The sequence below is a fragment of the Notoacmeibacter ruber genome (assembly GCF_003668555.1).
Classification (GTDB): Bacteria; Pseudomonadota; Alphaproteobacteria; order Rhizobiales; family Rhizobiaceae; genus Notoacmeibacter; species Notoacmeibacter ruber.
Genome location: NZ_RCWN01000001.1, coordinates 442,635 through 459,718 on the forward strand (window position 1 = coordinate 442,635; position 17,084 = coordinate 459,718).

At 60.7% G+C, this 17,084-nt stretch carries 15 protein-coding genes, 1 tRNA gene and 1 riboswitch; of the genes, 9 read left to right on the forward strand and 7 right to left on the reverse strand.

Going from position 1 to position 17,084, the window contains the following annotated elements; genetic code table 11:
* The first annotated feature begins 25 nt into the window (after positions 1 to 25).
* On the forward strand, positions 26 to 628 hold the full coding sequence (locus D8780_RS02105; protein ID WP_121644151.1) for a CDP-alcohol phosphatidyltransferase family protein: 603 nt from the start codon (positions 26 to 28) through the stop codon (positions 626 to 628).
* On the opposite strand, the gene D8780_RS02110 is transcribed toward D8780_RS02105, so the two are convergent.
* Together D8780_RS02110 and D8780_RS02115 are read right to left on the reverse strand one after the other, a co-directional pair.
* Positions 625 to 1,815: an O-succinylhomoserine sulfhydrylase gene (locus D8780_RS02110; protein WP_121644152.1), complete on the reverse strand. Its 1,191-nt coding sequence runs from the start codon at positions 1,813 to 1,815 to the stop codon at positions 625 to 627. The two genes, D8780_RS02105 and D8780_RS02110, sit on opposite strands and share 4 nt — an antisense overlap.
* Before the next feature lie 42 nt (positions 1,816 to 1,857).
* Positions 1,858 to 1,936: riboswitch (SAM riboswitch) on the reverse strand.
* Positions 1,937 to 1,976: 40 nt separating this feature from the next.
* Complete coding sequence (locus D8780_RS02115) at positions 1,977 to 3,494, reverse strand: bifunctional metallophosphatase/5'-nucleotidase (protein WP_158598414.1); 1,518 nt, start codon at positions 3,492 to 3,494, stop codon at positions 1,977 to 1,979.
* A gap of 134 nt (positions 3,495 to 3,628) precedes the next feature.
* Here D8780_RS02115 and D8780_RS02120 point away from each other — a divergent pair, with 134 nt between their 5' ends.
* From D8780_RS02120 to D8780_RS02130, 3 genes are all read left to right on the forward strand, one after another.
* Positions 3,629 to 4,723, forward strand: a complete 1,095-nt coding sequence (locus D8780_RS02120; protein ID WP_121644154.1) for a 2'-deoxycytidine 5'-triphosphate deaminase — start codon at positions 3,629 to 3,631, stop codon at positions 4,721 to 4,723.
* A gap of 48 nt (positions 4,724 to 4,771) precedes the next feature.
* Positions 4,772 to 4,845 (forward strand) — tRNA-Gly (locus D8780_RS02125).
* A 73-nt stretch (positions 4,846 to 4,918) separates the two neighbouring features.
* On the forward strand, positions 4,919 to 5,215 hold the full coding sequence (locus D8780_RS02130) for a DUF6460 domain-containing protein (RefSeq protein ID WP_245412224.1): 297 nt from the start codon (positions 4,919 to 4,921) through the stop codon (positions 5,213 to 5,215).
* Here D8780_RS02130 and D8780_RS02135 read toward each other — a convergent pair.
* Positions 5,212 to 6,120: a histone deacetylase family protein gene (locus tag D8780_RS02135; protein WP_121644155.1), complete on the reverse strand. Its 909-nt coding sequence runs from the start codon at positions 6,118 to 6,120 to the stop codon at positions 5,212 to 5,214. The two genes, D8780_RS02130 and D8780_RS02135, sit on opposite strands and share 4 nt — an antisense overlap.
* Positions 6,121 to 6,316: 196 nt before the next feature.
* On the opposite strand from D8780_RS02135, the gene D8780_RS02140 reads away from it, so the two are divergent.
* Positions 6,317 to 7,654, forward strand: a complete 1,338-nt coding sequence (locus D8780_RS02140) for an MATE family efflux transporter (protein WP_121646304.1) — start codon at positions 6,317 to 6,319, stop codon at positions 7,652 to 7,654.
* Here D8780_RS02140 and D8780_RS02145 read toward each other — a convergent pair.
* Together D8780_RS02145 and D8780_RS02150 are read right to left on the reverse strand one after the other, a co-directional pair.
* A complete protein-coding gene (locus D8780_RS02145) occupies positions 7,620 to 8,717 on the reverse strand; it encodes a quinone-dependent dihydroorotate dehydrogenase (protein ID WP_121644156.1) in 1,098 nt (365 codons plus the stop codon). The two genes, D8780_RS02140 and D8780_RS02145, sit on opposite strands and share 35 nt — an antisense overlap.
* Positions 8,714 to 9,121 (reverse strand): DUF952 domain-containing protein, encoded by a 408-nt coding sequence (locus tag D8780_RS02150; protein WP_425373617.1) that lies wholly within the window; start codon positions 9,119 to 9,121, stop codon positions 8,714 to 8,716. Before D8780_RS02150 ends, D8780_RS02145 begins: the two co-directional genes overlap by 4 nt.
* A gap of 40 nt (positions 9,122 to 9,161) precedes the next feature.
* On the opposite strand from D8780_RS02150, the gene D8780_RS02155 reads away from it, so the two are divergent.
* Positions 9,162 to 9,587: a hypothetical protein gene (locus tag D8780_RS02155; protein ID WP_121644157.1), complete on the forward strand. Its 426-nt coding sequence runs from the start codon at positions 9,162 to 9,164 to the stop codon at positions 9,585 to 9,587.
* Here the strand turns inward: D8780_RS02155 and D8780_RS02160 are convergent.
* Complete coding sequence (locus D8780_RS02160; RefSeq protein ID WP_121644158.1) at positions 9,584 to 11,140, reverse strand: hypothetical protein; 1,557 nt, start codon at positions 11,138 to 11,140, stop codon at positions 9,584 to 9,586. The genes D8780_RS02155 and D8780_RS02160 overlap by 4 nt on opposite strands.
* 119 nt (positions 11,141 to 11,259) lie before the next feature.
* Between D8780_RS02160 and D8780_RS02165 the strand changes: the two genes are divergently transcribed.
* A complete protein-coding gene (locus tag D8780_RS02165) occupies positions 11,260 to 11,934 on the forward strand; it encodes a response regulator (RefSeq protein WP_121644159.1) in 675 nt (224 codons plus the stop codon).
* Between the two features lie 6 nt (positions 11,935 to 11,940).
* On the opposite strand, the gene D8780_RS02170 is transcribed toward D8780_RS02165, so the two are convergent.
* Positions 11,941 to 15,453, reverse strand: a complete 3,513-nt coding sequence (locus D8780_RS02170; RefSeq protein WP_121644160.1) for a hybrid sensor histidine kinase/response regulator — start codon at positions 15,451 to 15,453, stop codon at positions 11,941 to 11,943.
* Between the two features lie 165 nt (positions 15,454 to 15,618).
* Here D8780_RS02170 and mscL point away from each other — a divergent pair, with 165 nt between their 5' ends.
* Both mscL and D8780_RS02180 read left to right on the forward strand, forming a co-directional pair.
* Positions 15,619 to 16,062: a large conductance mechanosensitive channel protein MscL gene (mscL, locus tag D8780_RS02175; protein WP_121644161.1), complete on the forward strand. Its 444-nt coding sequence runs from the start codon at positions 15,619 to 15,621 to the stop codon at positions 16,060 to 16,062.
* Positions 16,063 to 16,156: 94 nt separating this feature from the next.
* The gene (locus tag D8780_RS02180) at positions 16,157 to 16,951 is read left to right on the forward strand and encodes a 3-hydroxybutyrate dehydrogenase (protein WP_121644162.1); all 795 of its coding nucleotides are present in this window, start codon (positions 16,157 to 16,159) and stop codon (positions 16,949 to 16,951) included.
* The last annotated feature ends 133 nt before the right edge of the window (positions 16,952 to 17,084 follow it).

The following is a 17,084-nucleotide window of genomic DNA, read 5'->3' on the forward strand; positions in this document are numbered from 1 at the left end:
GAACGATGGTCAAACGAGGGACGGCATGATCGACGGATGGGGAAGGCGAAAGCTCGCGCCGCTGATCGATGGAATGGCGGATCGGGCTCTGGCCGTCGGTCTGTCGGCGAATGCGATGACGCTTATCGCTTTCGGCGTCGGTCTTCTTGCCGCCATTTGCGTCGCAGCAGGCTATACGCTTCTGGCCGTGCCTCTTCTTCTGCTGTCGCGTCTTGGCGACGGGCTGGACGGCGCGATTGCGCAGCGAACGAAAGCGACTGACTTTGGAGGATTTCTGGATATCGTTCTGGACTTCGCCTTCTATGGGGCGATCCCACTGGCGTTCGTCCTCCTCGATCCGGCCCGCAATGGCATCGCAGGATCGATCCTGCTGCTGGCCTTCTACGTCAACGGAGCCAGCTTTCTCGCCTATGCCGTGATGGCCGAGAAGCGAGGTGCGAAGAGTACGGCGCGCGGCGAAAAGTCACTGTTCTTTACCACCGGACTGGCAGAAGCCGGCGAGACGCTTTTCGTTTTTGTTCTCGCCTGCCTCTTCCCGTCCTGGTTTCCGCTAATTGCCATCCTCTTCGCCGGCGTGACGGCCTATACGACCCTGAGCCGGATCATGCTGGCACACAGAGACCTCTAGCGGCCGACGCCGTTCAGAGCCTGGTCCAGATCGGCGACCAGATCGTCGGCATGTTCCAGACCGATCGAAAGGCGCACCGTGCCCGGTCCAATGCCCTGTTCCAGACGGGCGTCCTCACTCAGATTCTTGTGCGTCGTCGTGGCCGGGTGAGTGATGAGGCTTTTGGCATCGCCGAGATTGTTGGAGACGCGAATGATCTCCAGGGCGTTTTCCATAGCAAAAGCCGCGTCCTTACCGCCTTTCAGGTCGAAGCAGATCATCGTCGAACCGCCCTTCATCTGCGCTTTCGCCAGCGGGGCCTGAGGATGGTCGTCCCGACCAGGATAGATGACCTGCGCCACACTGTCGTGATTGGAAAGCCAGTCGGCGACCTGTCCGGCATTCGCGGTCTGCTTTTCAACCCGAAGGGACAGGGTCTCGAGACCCTTGAGGAGCGTCCAGGCGTTGAACGGGCTCATCGAGGGGCCGGTGTGACGGAAATAATCGTGCAGGTTCTCGTCGATCCATTCCTTGGATGACAGGACGATACCGCCGAGGCAACGGCCCTGGCCGTCGATATGTTTCGTCGCAGAATAGCAGACCACGTCGATGCCAAGCTCGATCGGCTTTTGCAGGACGGGCGTCGCGAACACATTGTCGATCACGGTCGTGATGCCGCGCGCTTTGGCGATCTTCGAGACGGCGGCGATATCGATCAGTGCCAGTGTCGGGTTGGTCGGACTTTCGAAGAAGAAGACCTTTGTATTGGCCTTGCAGGAGGCCTCCCACTCATCGGTGTTGGTGCCATCGATCAACGTGGTTTCGATGCCGTATTTCGGGGCAAGAGTTTCCACCACCCAACGGCAGGAGCCGAAAAGCTGCCTGGCCGCGACGATATGGTCGCCGGCCTGAAGCTGACAGAGAAGCGCCGCCGACACGGCCGCCATGCCCGATGCCATTGCCCGCGCATCTTCCGCGCCTTCCAGCAGGCACATGCGCTTTTCGAACATGTCGACGGTGGGGTTGGCGTAGCGCGAATAGATGAAGCCGGGCTCTTCGCCCTTGAAGCGCGCTTCTGCCGCTTCCGCGCTGGGATAGACAAAGCCCTGTGTCAGGAAAAGCGCTTCCGAGGTCTCGCCATAAGCGCTGCGATTGATGCCGCCCTGCACCAGCTGGGTTTCGGGGTGGAGCTTCGAAAGATCGGCCATTTCTTCTCACCAAAACAAAAAACCGGCCGCGATAAGTCGCGCCCGGTCCGGATCGCGGCCCCTTTAGCGACTTGTTTAACGTGGCTGCAAGCCGGCCGGCCAAATCACCACGATGGAGGGTGCCTTACGCCCCGATCGTCCGGGACGCAAGGCTTAATCGATCAGTTGATCGTGATGCGTGTGCCCTCGGGGGCCTTCACGTCGCCGATTTCACGAATATAGACCATCACATCGTTGGCCATCAGCTTGCCGCTTATCGAGTCGACCAGCACCTTGCCTTCGCTCATCACGGAATAGCCGTCGCCGCCACCGGCCATGTAGTCATTCGTGGCGACCTTGTAGTTGGCGCTTTCGTCGAGATCTTTGCCGTCGACTTTCACATCGGAAATGCGCGCCCCCGCTTCGGCGCTGGAGTCCACGCTGAAGGTGAGGCCCGAAACCTGCGGAAAGCGGCCGGCGCCTTCCTCGATCTGGCCAACCCCGTTCTCCAGTGCCTCCTTCACCTGCGCTCCGGTCATTTCCAGAAGCACAGTACGGTTGCCGAAGGGCAGTTCGGAGAGGACGTCGCGACGGGTGAGGGTAGAGCCGGCCGGGTAGGTTTTGTCCCCACGAATGCCGCCTCCATTGGTAATGGCGATATCCGCGCCGGTTGCCTTCTTCATCGCGTCGGCGATCAGGCTGCCCATGATCGTTTCCTGGCTGCGGACGGATGCGCGGCGGCTGTCGAGTTCCACGGAGGTGGTCCCGACATCGACGTCGAGTTCCTTGTCGAGCGTGGCTTCATATTCCGCAACCTTTGCGGCGACGTCCGCATCCGGCTCGACATCCATCGTGTCGGTAAAGCGAAAGCTCGGTGTCCAGTCGACCTCGCGCGTCCCTTCTTCTTCGGTCACATCGAAGGTGACATCGACAGTGCCGATCCACATGGCATCATGACCGGATTCCAGCCCGGCGGAGCGGCCATTATAGTAGCTCCAGACCACGTGATTGTGTCCGGAGAGAACCAGGTCGACTGTTCCTTCCCGCACCATCTGCTCATTGAGCGGCAGGGCATTATGGCTGATCGCGACCACGAAATCCGCGCCCTGCGAACGCAGCGTCTCGGCCTGCTTTTCCGCCGCTGCCACGGGATCGGTGAAGGTGATCTCGTCGCCGGGGCTGGAAAGCTCTCCAGTGGTCAGTTCGGCCAGTCCGATGAAGCCGACCTTCACCGGGCCGAACTCCTTCATCATCGTCGGTTCGAAATCCTCGAACGGTGTTCCGTCGGCATTTTCGATATTGGCTGCCAGAAAGGGAAAGTCGGCCTTCGATAGCTGCGACATGGCGTTTTCGGAACCGAAATCATATTCATGATTGCCCGGCGCCGCGACATCGAAACCGGCCATGTTGGCCAGTTCGATGATGTGCTCGCCCTTGTCGAAGCCCGACAGCAGCGAGGGCGATAGCATATCGCCGGCATGGACGACGACCGTATTGGGGTTGTCTCCGCGCTCCTTCTTGAAAACGCTGGCCATCTTGGCGAAGCCGCCGCGGCCATCATCATCGGGTGCCATCTTGTCGCTGTCATTGACAAGGACGAAGGTGACTTCGGTGGTTTCGGCAAGGGCGATGCCGCCTGGCAGAAGGGTGGCGACGGCCATGCCGAGAACCGCACGGCGAGTAAGGGACATAAGAGACATAGAGGGCTCCACACCATTGGGGGACATTATGCGGGCACAGGGCAGCACATCCCTTCCTCTTGGACAAGCTCTATTGAGGCTTGTATCGGTCCGTCGTGACGGGCATGTGAAGCAGATGCAGGGAGAAGCGACCTATGCCGGACCGTAAGACGGGCATCTTGCCAGACCGCGACATTTTCACGCTGATGGAAAATGGCGCGCTTCAACTGTCTGAAGACATGGCGGAGCGGCAGTTGCAGCCCGCCAGCCTGGACCTGCGCCTCGGCAAGGTGGCCTATCGCGTTCGCGCGTCCTTCCTGCCGGGCCCGGAAGCCACGGTGGAAGATAAGCTGGAGCGCCTGGTTCTTCACGAGATCGATCTGACGAAGGGCGCGGTGCTGGAAACCGGCTGTGTCTATGTCGTTCCGCTTCTGGAGAAGCTGGCCCTGCCGGATGATATCTCCGCTTCGGCCAATCCGAAAAGTTCGACCGGTCGCCTCGACATCTTCACGCGTGTCATGGTCAATCGCGGCCCCGAATTCGACAAGATACCGGCCGGCTATCGGGGACCGCTTTGGATGGAGGTCTCGCCGCGGACTTTCCCGATCGTGGTACGCACGGGATCGCGACTGTCGCAGATCCGGTTTCGCATCGGCCAGGCCATATTGTCCGAGAGCGAACTGCAGGAACTGCACGACGCGGAAACGCTCGTCGCTGCCGAAAAGCCGAACATCTCGGGCGGCGGTATCGCCTTGTCGGTCGATCTGCGAGGCACCGGCGAGGGGCCGATCGGCTATCGGGCAAAGCATCACACCGGCCTCGTCGACGTCGATCGGCCGGGCGGTTACGACCGGATCGACTATTGGGAGCCGCTACCGCGAACGGGGCAGGGCGAACTGGTTCTCGATCCCGACGAATTCTATATTCTCGTGAGCCGCGAGGCGGTTCACGTGCCACCGCGCCATGCCGCTGAAATGACGCCCTTCGATCCGCTCGTCGGTGAGTTCCGCGTGCATTATGCGGGCTTCTTCGATCCCGGCTTCGGTCATACGGATGCGGGAGGGCAGGGCGCGCGCGCCGTGCTCGAAGTGCGCAGTCATGAAGTCCCCTTCATCCTCGAACATGGGCAGATCGTCGGTCGGTTGATCTATGAACACATGAAGAGCTTGCCCGATGCGCTTTATGGACAAGACCTTGCCAGCAATTATCAGGGCCAGGGCCTGAAGCTCAGCAAGCATTTCCGCTCGTAAGACTGCTTGACAGACGGCGCGCGCCGGTCGATCAATCGGCGCTGCGTCGCGGGTGTAGCTCAATGGTAGAGCAGTAGCTTCCCAAGCTAACGACGAGGGTTCGATTCCCTTCACCCGCTCCAGATTCCTTCCGAACCTGACTTGCGACTTGAATGCGCCCCCTTTGCTGCGTATCTGCGGAGCCGTAGAATCGCGATGACGAAACAGACGGAGTACGTGGAGATGGCCGGGTCGGTGCAGAGATTTCTGGGTGATTCGCCGCTGCGGGTCGCGCTCAAGCTCATCATCATCTCGTTCATCGTCGGCGTGTTCATGAGCTATTTCGACATCACCCCGCTCGAGGTGATCGACCGTTTCATAGGCATGATTGAATGGGCGTGGCAGAACGGCTACGAGGCGCTTTCCGGCTTCGCGTCTTATTTCGTGATCGGCGCGATCGTGGTGGTACCGATCTTCCTGATCAGTCGGCTTGTCACCTACCGGCGCGGCTAGACCAATTCTTCGGCCACACCGAAGACGATGGCGTGACGCCGCCCGAGACTTTCCATATTGCGGCTGTAGCCGCCGCCCAGAACGCAGGCGACGGGAATGCCTCGCTCACGAAGGAACGTCAGCGCCATGCGATCGCGGCGGGCCAGCCCTTCGTCCGTGAGCGACAAGCGACCCAGACGGTCCTCCTCATGCGGATCGACACCGGCCAGATAAAAGGCAAGATCCGGCTGGGGAAAGAAATGGATGGCGCGCTTTAGTCCATCGTCGAGGTGTTCCAGATAGGCTTCATCCTCCGTGCCGTCCGGCAGGTCGATATCGAGATCGCTTTTCGCCTTTATCAAAGGATAGTTCTTTGCTCCGTGTATGGAGAGGGTGAAGACGTTCGGCTCATCAGCGAAGATCATGGCGGTGCCATCGCCCTGATGAACATCGACATCGACGATCAGAATGCGCCGCGCTTCGCCACCGGCTCGCAGAACTTCCGCGGCGACCGCTACATCGTTGAAGACGCAGAAGCCCGCGCCGTGTTCACGCCGGGCGTGATGGCTGCCGCCGGCCGTGTTGCAGGCGAGCCCTTCCTCCAGAGCCAGCCTGCCTGTCAGAACTGTTCCGGCGCAGGCCAGGGCAGAGCGGCGCGCGACCCTTTCATTGACCTCAAAGCCGATCATGCGCTCGATCTCCCGTGGGACGCTCTGATTGACGACGCGGTCGACATAGCCCCGCTGGTGAGCGAGGCCGAGCCAGGCCGCGGGGGCAGGCCCGGGCCTGTGAAGTGAAGCACGTTCCACGATGCCGCGTTCCGTCAGCGCCTTCATCAGCAGCGTATATTTGCCCATCGGAAACCGGTGCACCGGCGAAAACCGCGCGTCGTAATCCGGATGGTGAACGATGGGGAGCCGCGTCATCGGGGTGGAGGGTAGGGGAACGAAACGCCCAGGCAATGACAATCAAATTGATCGCCAAAGCTTGCGCTAACCCGAGCAGGATTGTCTCCCGCACATCATTCGGCTTTTGCAATCGCTGATCCCCCCTGTAGAGGGATAAGGAAGAAGCGAGAACGCAAGGCCGAAACAATTGACGCATCCGACAGACAACGCCGGGATGCCCACTCGTCTGACCCACGGGGCGGTCTTCGCTATCGCTCTGCCGACAACGCTGGCCTTCATGACGACGCCACTGATCGGCATCGTCGATACGGCGGTTGTCGGGCGGCTGGGGCAGGCGGCCCCGCTCGGCGGTCTGGCTGCCGGTGCGATCGTTTTCGATCTCGTCTTCGGATCGTTCAACTTTCTCCGATCCGGAACGACAGGCCTTGTTGCGCAGGCGAGCGGCAGAAACGATGCTCTGGAAGAACAGGCGATCCTCGTTCGGGCGCTTTTGATTGGCCTTGCTTTCGGTCTTGTCATCGCGATTGCAGGCCCTCTGATCGGTTGGGCGGGCCGGGCCTTCATGAGCGCCGAGCCGGCCGTATCCGTTGCGATGACCGACTATATTCTGATCCGTGCGCTGTCCGCGCCGTTCGCGCTCGGCAATTATTCGCTGCTCGGCACGCTGCTGGGGCGTGGCCAGTCCGGCGCGGCGCTCGGCCTCCAGATTATCGTCAATGGGAGCAATATCGTGCTTTCGATCCTGCTGGGCCTCGTCTTCGGATGGGGGCTGGAAGGTGTGGCGCTCGGAACCGTATTCGGTGAAATGATCGGCTTTGCCGCCGGCCTGGCGCTGATGGCTCGGATCTACCGGACGAATGGCCGCCCTTCGCTGGCGCGGATCATGGACCGCCCTGCATTCGGTCGGCTTCTGGCTCTCAATCGCGACATCATGATCCGGACCTTTGCCCTTTTGAGCGTCTTCGCGCTCTTTACCCGCGCGGGTGCCGGCATCGGAACCGTTCAGTTGGCGGCCAATGCCATTTTGCTCAACTTCTTCATGTTCGGCAGCTACCTGCTGGACGGGTTTGCGACGGCGGCCGAGCGTTTCGTAGGCCATGCCATCGGCGCCCGCCATCGTGAACCATTTCTGCGCGCCATAAAGCTCACCGCGCTCTGGGGCTTTGTCTTCGCCTTCGGCGTGGCGGCTGTGTTCTATCTTGCCGGAGATGAAATCATCGCCCTGATGACGACCGCGCCGGATGTGCGCCGCGTGGCGGGCATATGGCTTCCGCTTGCTGCACTGACCCCGATCTCGGGCGTCCTCGCCTTTCAAATGGATGGGGCCTTCATTGGCGCCACCTGGGGCGCGGCCATGCGAAACATGATGCTCGTCGCTCTCGCGCTTTTTCTCGGTGCGCTTTTTCTGATCGTTCCATCGTTCGGCAATGGCGCGCTCTGGGCTGCCCTTCACATATTTCTGCTGGCGCGGGGACTTCTCCTCCTGGCCATTCTGCCGATGATGATGAACCGGGAGTTCAGCCCACCAAAGGACGCTCGGCCCATTCCGTGACGCTTTGATCTCTAATGGACCGGACCGTCTCACCCTGGGCTTTCAGCTTGGCATCCATCTGGCGCAGCAACCGGATCGGAAAGCGCGGACCCTCATAGACCATGACGGAATAGAGCTGCACCAGATCGGCTCCGGCCCGGATCTTCTCCAGAGCGCTGTCGGCGCTATGCACGCCACCGACACCGATCAGCGGCATGGCCGCGCCAACGCGCTGGCGCATCTTTGCAAGGACGGTGGTGGAAAGGTCGAAAAGCGGCTTGCCGGACAACCCGCCTGCTTGTGCGCCGGCCTCGCGATTCAGCAGTGGCGCACGGGAAAGCGTGGTATTGGAAACAATCAGCCCATCGAGTCCGTATTGTTCGGCGGCCGCTGCGATATGGTCGAGGTCGGCTTCCTGCAGGTCGGGGGCTATCTTCAGGAAGACGGGAATGGAGCGGCCTGCGTCTTCGGCGGCCGCATCCCGCGCCGCCATGACGCGCGCCAGCAGGTCCGAAAGGTTTTCGGCGCTTTGCAGATCTCGCAGTCCGGGCGTGTTTGGCGAGGAAATATTCACCGTGAAATAAGAGGCATAAAGGGCAAAGGTGGTGATGCCTAGGGCATAATCCGCTGCCCGGTCCTCACTGTCCTTGTTGGCGCCGATATTGACGCCGACCAGTCCACCCCGGTGACGCCGCTTCATCAAACGAAGCAGCGCCGCCTCATGGCCCTCATTATTGAAACCGAGGCGGTTGATAACGCCCCTCTCGTTCGGCAAACGAAAGATACGGGGCTGCGGATTGCCCGATTGCGGTCGGGGGGTGACGGTGCCGACCTCGACGAAACCGAAGCCAAGCGCAAGCAGAGGATCGGGCACTTCGGCGTTCTTGTCGTAACCTGCTGCCATGCCGAGTGGATTGGGAAATGTAAGACCGGCAACGGTCGCCTTGAGTCTGGGAGACTGGTGCGGCGCGCCCGGACCGAGCATACGGCCCGCACCCGCCTTGAGCGCCGTGATGGAAAGGCCATGCGCCTTCTCCGCCTCAATGGACATCAGAGGCATCGTCGTCAGGCTGGTCGCTTTCATGTGCAGCGCTCCGGAAGATGATGCTGTCCGTCGGGCCCCATAGACAGCGCTTCCACCCATGCAACCTTGTCACATCGCAGCGCGGCGTGGAGGTGAGGGAAGAGTGCGCCGCCGCGCGACACTTCCCAGCGCAGGTCTCCGCCCAGATCATCGGCCTTGATCGCGACAAGCAGAAGGTCTTGCTGACCCGCAAAATGTTTCGCCAGCGTTTCGGGGAGCTGCTCCGCCGTTGAAAAATGGATGAAACCATCCGCGAGATCGACCGGGGCGCCCGTCCACTGGTCTCTGCTCTTGGCCTCTTGCCACATTGGCGCCGGCACGGCCTTGTAGATCATTCTTGCCATGGGCATGGCGTAGCGAAAATTGGCTGCCGTGCCTAGCTGAACGCGCGGGGCGGCCGGCAATGTAAACCGGTTTTTCTGAAATAACGGGAGGAGCGAGCCAATGATAAGCACGCGCAAATTGACGGTCGGGGGTCTGATGATGATGCTCGGTGGAAGCGCCCTCCATGCGCAGGAGAGCATCGATCGCTACGTCATGGACCGGACGGAGGACGGATGGGTTCGCATGGACGGTCAGACCGGTGAAATAACGGTCTGCCGCCAGGCCGGCCGCAACCTTTCCTGCGAGAGGAACGGCCCCGCGAACAACCCGGTGGCGGGTGAGGCCGACCGCATGGCTCGCCTCGAAGAGCGCGTTGAAGCACTGGAACGGCAGCTCGAGCTCGGAAAAGAGGGCGCGGAGAAAGAGAGCCTGCCCTCCGAAGAGGAGTTTGATCAGGCCCTCGGCTATATGCGCCGCTTCTTCGAAGCCTTCCGCGATATGGTTCGCGAGTTTCAGGCCGAAGATGAGACCAACGGCACGCTTTAAGCAGGCTGAGTGACGTTGGTAAGAAGCCTCGGTTCATCCGCCAGCGCCGTCGTGGACTCCGTCTCCATCATCAGGGCGGCAGCATGCCGCGCGTCCTGGCGGGGTGAAACAAGCAAACTGACGGCGATGGTCACGATCATGCCGGCAAGGCCGGCGACCACGCCATAGGCCCCGCCTTCTGGCGAGCCGAATGGAAGGATCGTCGCGCCCGACAGAAAAAGCGCGATCTGGGCGAGCAGTGCGACGATGACGCCGGTCAATGTTCCGATGCCGCTGACGCGACTCCAGAGGAGAGCGGGGATTAGCCCGGCGATCGCGATGGCGACGAACAGAGGCAGGGCGGCATCTCTCAGCGCGATCCATGATCGGCCTTGCTGGGGATCGATAAGCATGAAGGCTGTAAGGGCGATCGTCGCACCGATCATGGCAAAGCGCAGCCAAGCCAGATGCCGCCCCTGGACAAGGGGTTCTTCGGCGACAAGACAAAGGATGAGATCGTCGATCAGGCAGATGGAAAGGGAGAGCAGGAGGAGGCCCCCGGCGATGACAAGCGCCGCGAGACCAGCGATATCGACGAGAATGGGCGGAAGGTCGCTGCGCGTCAGCGTCGCGGCTTCTACGTCTCCATCAGTCATGCCGGGCACGCCGACCATGTAGATGATCGCGGCGACCACTACCGCCAGCAAAATGAGCCAGCCTGCCGTGCGATAACTGGAACGAGGCGTGGAGAGACTGCCGACGATCGGCAAGAGTGCGGGGGTCAGCAGGGCGGCGCAAAAGCCGATGAGCAGCGGTTCGATGAGGGAGCGATCCCACTGAAGCGGAAACAGAGACAGACCTGCCGCGGCACTGCCGACCAGAAACCGGTCGACCGCGAGGGCGGTGATGACGGCCGCCACGCCGAATGCCAGCACCACTCGTGCCAGGCGGAGGAGGGCGACCGTTCCGCCGGCCCACGCCGGCAGGAAAACGAGTAGCGCAGCGGCGACAATGCCTGTGCTGCGGCCAAAGCCCAGCTCGGCCGAGAAATGTTCGGCCAGAATGCCCAGCACGCGAAAGAGCAGGCCACTGAGAACAGCCGACGCCACCAAGCCGAAGATCAGGCGGAGAGGCAGAGATTCCCAGTCAGAAAAGCGCTGCTGGATTAGCCGGCCCGGGCTTGTCGCTCCCAGCCGCCTCATGCGCGGGCCAAGAACAAAGAGCTGCAGAAGAAAAGCCGAAAGGCCGCCGAGAAGGATGACTCCGGACGCCGCGGCATGGCGATCGGCCAGCGCCCAGGCTAGCCCTATGGCGAGCAATGCAAGGCCGGGCACCGCGCTGACACCACGCACCCGACGCCCTGCCCGTTGCCAGCGTCCGTCTTCCACGATCAGGGAGAAGAGGCCGAATATGAGGACGGTGCCGAGCACAAGTACCGTCATAAGAAACCGCAAAATGCCAACCGGTACGCCAGCTCGTTCCGCAACGAAGGAAAGAGCCGTCAATCCGAGAGCCGCAAAGCCGAGCAGAAACGCAACCCAAGCACTGCCAAATGCACTTCGCTTCGCCTGCACCGATATCTCCAACTCGCTAAATTCGATTGGGTTGTCATAAAATCGACTGCGCATTACAAGCAAAAAAGCGCGCCGCGGTCGGTCAAGGGAGGGTCTTGTCAGCCGCGGGGGGAGGGTAAATGCAGTCCGACGACAATACACTGAATATTCTGATCGCGGACGACCATCCGCTTTTCCGCGGTGCGTTGCGCCAGGTTCTCTCCGGCCTTCCGAACGCGTGCGAGATCCATGAAGCGGGTGATTTCGCCGGCGCCAAACGGCTCGTCGAGGAGGGGGAGGATTATGATCTGATCCTACTCGATCTCAATATGCCGGGCTCGTCGGGCCATTCTGCGATTGTCGGTCTCTCCGCCGTGCAGTCAAACATCCCGATCATCGTGGTTTCGGCATCGGAATCACCAGAGACGATCCGGCGTGCCATTGAGCTTGGAGCTTCCGGCTATATCGCAAAATCAGCGTCCATGGAGACGATACGCGAAGCCATCGAGCGTGTGCTTGAAGGGCAGGTATGGGTTCCCCCACATATCGAGCTGGGCGTGGAAACCGATCCCGAGATTTCTGAGCTTATCGAAAGGCTTGGCACGCTGACGCCCCAGCAGACCCGCGTTCTGACGATGATCGGCGAAGGTCTTCTGAACAAGCAGATCGCCTATGAGCTCGGTGTCTCGGAGGCGACCATCAAGGCTCATGTTTCCGCTGTCCTGACAAAATTGAATGTCGACAGCCGCACGCAGGCCGTCATCCTCTTGTCGAAACTGAGCGCCAATAGTCCCGCATTGTCCCTGCGCGGTTAGAGCCTCTTACTCCGCTGCCGTTCTGATCGCTTTTTTCTGGCGGCTCATGACCAGCCTGAGGCGCGCCGGCTTGACCGGCTTGTTGAGCACGGGAATGTCCCGTTCCAACGCGTCGCCCATCACCGATTTCGATCTGTCGGCCGTCACGAGAACGGCAGGAATACTGTGCCCGAAACGACTGCGTGCCGTCTGGATGGCCGTGAAGCCGGTTTCACCATTGAGATGATAATCGGCAAGGATCATTTCCGGCGCATCGTCTCCGGGAAGTGCCTCGATCGCTGCGGAGCCGGTCGCGCGTAACACGCTGCAGCCCCAACCGGTCAACAGAAGCTCCATACCGTCCAGAATGTCGGGCTCATTGTCGATAATGAGGACGGTCAGGTTCTCCATGTCCGCGGCAATGGCAGGGGTGGGCATAGCAAGCCGGGTCTCGCTTGTTGTTTTTGCGGCGCTGACCGGCAGCCGGACGCTGAAACACGTGCCTTGGCCATGCCGGGAGCGAACGGAAACGTCCAGACCGAGAACGCGGGCGATCCGGTCGACGATGGACAGTCCAAGGCCGAGCCCTTCCGCTTCAAGGGCGCCCTCTTCGAGTCGCGCAAATTCATCGAAGATCTCTGTCAGCTGATCCGCCGCCATGCCGATCCCGGTGTCGAAAACCTGGATGTCGACGAATGCTCCTCTTCGTCTCACCCCGAGCAGGATCCGGCCTTGACGGGTATACTTCACCGCATTCGACAGAAGATTCTGCACAAGACGGCGCAGCAGGTTGATGTCGGTTTCGACGACCACCGACGATGGCAGCACCCGCAGTTCGACGCCTTTCGCCTCGGCCAAGGGTGCCAGAGCGGTGCCGACCTGTCGCAGAACGCCGCCGAGCTGGAAGGTGCTGAGGCTGGGCGTCATGGCACCGGTGTCGAGGCGGGAAATGTCGAGTACGGCGGAAAGAATGTTCTCCACGGCGTCGAGAGACGCATCGATGCGTCCGACGGTCTCCGTCAAATCGCCGCTCTTTTCCGTGCCTTCCTTGCCCATCCGTTCGCCCGCCGCCGAGCAATAGAGCCGAGCCGCGTTGAGGGGCTGCAGAATGTCATGTCCCACGGCAGCCAGAAAGCGGGTCTTTCCGAGATTGGCTTCCTCGGCCGCGCGGCGCGCGTCGACCAGTTCGCCATTGACGTTGAGAAGTTCGTGCGTGCGCGCTGCAACGGCCGCTTCAAGGCCTTCATTGGCCCGTTTGAGCGCACGGTCGGCTTCGACCTGAGAAGTGATATCGGTATAGGTTCCGACCACTCCGCCCTCTGGCATGGGCTGCGTGCGCATCTCGATGATCCGTCCGGACTGGCGAAGCTCCAACTCCCATGGCGGCAGGGAGCGCGCCAGCCGGTCGATAATGGATTCGACTTCGGCCTGTTCGATCTCTCCCTGTCGAGCCAGATGTTCGACAACGTCCGACAGGGGCGTTCCGACCTCGCCCAGCGCTTCCGGCAGGTTGAAGAGGGTGCGAAAGCGCCTATTCCAGCAGGTCAGGCGAAGATCCTGATCGAAGACGGTGATCCCTTGCTCCATCTGGTCGAGCGCGATCTGTAGGAGGCCGCGATTTTGCTGAAGCGCTTCGGTCGCATCGTCCAGAAGCGAATAGGCGAAGCTGGCATTGGTGTCGTACCGCTCCAGAAGAAGTGACAGGATCAACCGCGCCGAAGACGAGCCGACGGCGCTGCCGAGCAGACTTTCGGAAAAACGCAAGATCTGGCCATTGGCGATATCGCTTGGCTCAAAGGTAATATTCTCGCGGCGCTGCCAGGATTCGAAGCTCCGCGCCGTTCGTTCGTGTCCGAGATAGCGACCGATCGTGGTCTGCAGTTCTCCGACCGTCAGCTCCGTTTTGATCTTGCGGGGAAAGGGCGGACGACCGGCGCCGCGCGGCACGAACAAGGCCGCCTGGATCCTTTCACGCGGATAGGCCCGCCTGGATAGCGAGCATGCGATAAAAGCGAGCGTGTTGGCAGCCAACGAGACGAGTGTGCCATGTTCGAGTGGCGGCAGATTCAGGCCGAAAAGGGCTTGAGGCCGCAGAAATGTCAGGCCGAAAGGCCCCTCCGCCAGAAACGCGATATCCTGAGGCAGAATGCTGGGGAGGAGAAGAGTGTAAAACCAGGCGCTGATGCCGACCAGCATGCCGGCGATCGCACCGCGACCATTGGCGTTGCGCCAGAGAAGTCCGCCCAAAAAGGCGGGCAGGAACTGCGCAATCGCCGCGAAGGACAAAAGGCCGATCGATGCGAGAAGCGCCTCGTTCTCGATCGAACGGTAGTAGAAGTAGCCGGCCGCGAGCAAGGCCGCGATCGCAAGGCGCCTGATGAAGAGGATGGTTCGCGACCAGTCCTCATGATCGGCCCAGCGCATGCCGAGCGTCCTGTGAAGCACGACCGGCATGATGAGATCGTTCGAGATCATGATGGAAAGGGCAACCGAGGCCATGATCACCATGGCGGTCGCCGCCGACAGGCCGCCGACAAGGGCCACGATCGAGAGCCATTCATTGCCCGCGAGAAGGGGAATGGAAAGAACATAGAGATCGGGCGTCGTCTGGCCGCCAACGGTGGTCAGGCCGACCAGCGCAATCGGCAGCACGAAGATGTTGATTGCGACGAGATAGAGCGGGAAGAGCCAGCGGGCGCGCTCCACCTCCTTCTCCGACCGGTTCTCTACCACCATGACGTAGAACTGGCGGGGCAGGAGCAGGATGGCGGAGCCGGACAGAACCGTCATCGTGATCCAGCCGATCATCGGCGTATCATTGGAGAGGCTGTTCCATACCGCCGGATGGTTGCTGACCTGCTCCCACAGGCTTGTGGGTTCGAAAAGCAGGAACGAGACGCTGAAGCCGACGATGAGAAATGCGGCGAGTTTGACGACGGATTCGATGGCAATGGCGAAGACCAGCCCGTCCTGGTGCTCCGTCGCATCGGTCTGACGCGTGCCGAACAGCATGGCGAAGATGGCCAGCAGCACGGTCACCCAGAATGCGATACCGCCGACACCGATGGGCATGGGGAGGGCGGCTGCCCCGACACCGCGCGTTTCGGCCATCAAGGTGACTGCGGCCGCGATCGCTTTCAGTTGCAGGGCAATATAAGGGACCACCCCGACCGTCGCGATCAGTGTTGCGATTGAAGCGATGGAGAAGCTCTTGCCGTAGCGCGATGCCAGAAAGTCCGCCACCGACGTAATCCGCTCGGCCTTTGACAGGCGGGTGATGCGCTTCAGGAATGGCGTTGCGAGAATGAAGACCAGCGCCGGCCCGATATAGATCGCCAGAAATTGCAGTCCGTTATTGGCGGCCACGCCAACCGAGCCGAAAAAGGTCCACGAGGTGCAGTAGACCGCAAGCGACAGCGCGTAGCGGATGGGGCGGGCACGGCGATCACGGCTCTTCTGCGCTCTGTCACCGAGGGCTGCAACCACGAACAGCACCGTGAGGTAGCTGAGCGCGACGAGCGAAATGACCCATCCGTTCATCTGAACATTGTCCCTTCGACCCTCCCAAGCCGTTGCCGATTTTGATCCTAGACGAGCCCGGCACGCTCCGAAAGCCGGTCATGGTTAACCATTGGTGGCATTTGGTATGGATTTGCCGGGCGCGAGGCAGCAAAGCTGTCGAGACACGATCAGTAGGAGAGCCCGATGGCGGTTTATCAGGAATTCAAGGAGTTTATTGCCAAGGGTAACGTGATCGACCTGGCGGTGGGCGTCATTATCGGTGGTGCGTTCAGCGGAATCGTGAAATCGCTGACCGACGACATCATCATGCCGATTGCCGGTGCGATTTTCGGCGGGTTCGATTTCTCGAACTACTTCCTGCCCCTCGCCGGGGGTGTCGAGGCCGAGACGCTGGACGCAGCAAGAGACCAGGGCGCGGTTCTGGCCTATGGCAGCTTCGTAACGGTCATTCTCAACTTCTTGATCCTTGCCTTCATCGTCTTCCTGATGGTCAAGGCGGTGAACAATCTGCGCCGCAAGGAGAACAAGGAAAAAGAGGTCGCTCCGGCCGCGCCGCCGGCGGATATCCAGCTTTTGACGGAAATTCGCGACGCGCTGGTCCATAAGGATGCAACGGGGCCACGCTGAAGCCGGCAAGCAATGCTTGCCTTTGCGGCATTGCAGCACAATTGTCCGGCAGGGCCCGCAAGGGCAGTAGACAGGCAAAAGAGCGGAGGGCCAGATGGCCGACCAGAAATCTCTCGATGGCAATGTGGCAGTGATCACCGGCGCCGGCTCCGGCATTGGTCAGGCGATTGCAAGAGGCATGGCTGCCGAAGGTGCCAAGATCGCCATTTGCGACATCGATATGGATGGCGCGGAAGAAACCGCGCGGATGTTGAAGGATGAGTTCGGCACCGAAAGCATGACGGTCAACATGAACGTGATCGACGAGGAGGCCGTCAATTCCGGGATGGGCAAGATCGCCGACAAGTTCGGCCGCATCGACACGCTCGTTTCCAATGCCGGCATCCAGATCGTACATCTGATCGAGGATTTTCCGTACGATCAGTTCAGGAAGGTGGTCTCCATCCATCTCGACGGCTCGTTTCTGACCACCAAGGCCGCCGTCAAATACATGTATCCGCAAAAGAGGGGATCGCTGATCTATATGGGCTCGGTCCACAGCCATGAGGCTTCGACGCAGAAGGCGGCCTATGTCGCGGCTAAGCACGGCATTCTCGGTCTCTCGCGCGTGATGGCCAAGGAAGGCGCAAAGCACGGCGTTCGCTCCAATGTGATCTGCCCGGGCTTCGTGAAAACGCCTCTGGTGGAAAAGCAGATCCCCGAACAGGCGAAGAATCTCGACATTTCCGAGGAGAAAGTCGTCAACGAGATCATGCTCGGCAACACGGTCGATCAGGAATTCACCACCATGGAAGACGTCTCCGATGTGGCTGTTTTTCTGGCCTCATTCCGCTCCAACGCGTTGACCGGCCAGTCGATCGTGGTCAGCCATGGTTGGGCGATGCGTTAAGCGAAACAGACCCGGCCATAGGGTTCGAACCATGCTTCGATAGATAATTTCAATCGAAGCATGGGGTCGCCATGCTTGAAGATTCATGGTCATTTCGCCTAGGCCTGAAACGAAATTGCATCGACGGAGGGAA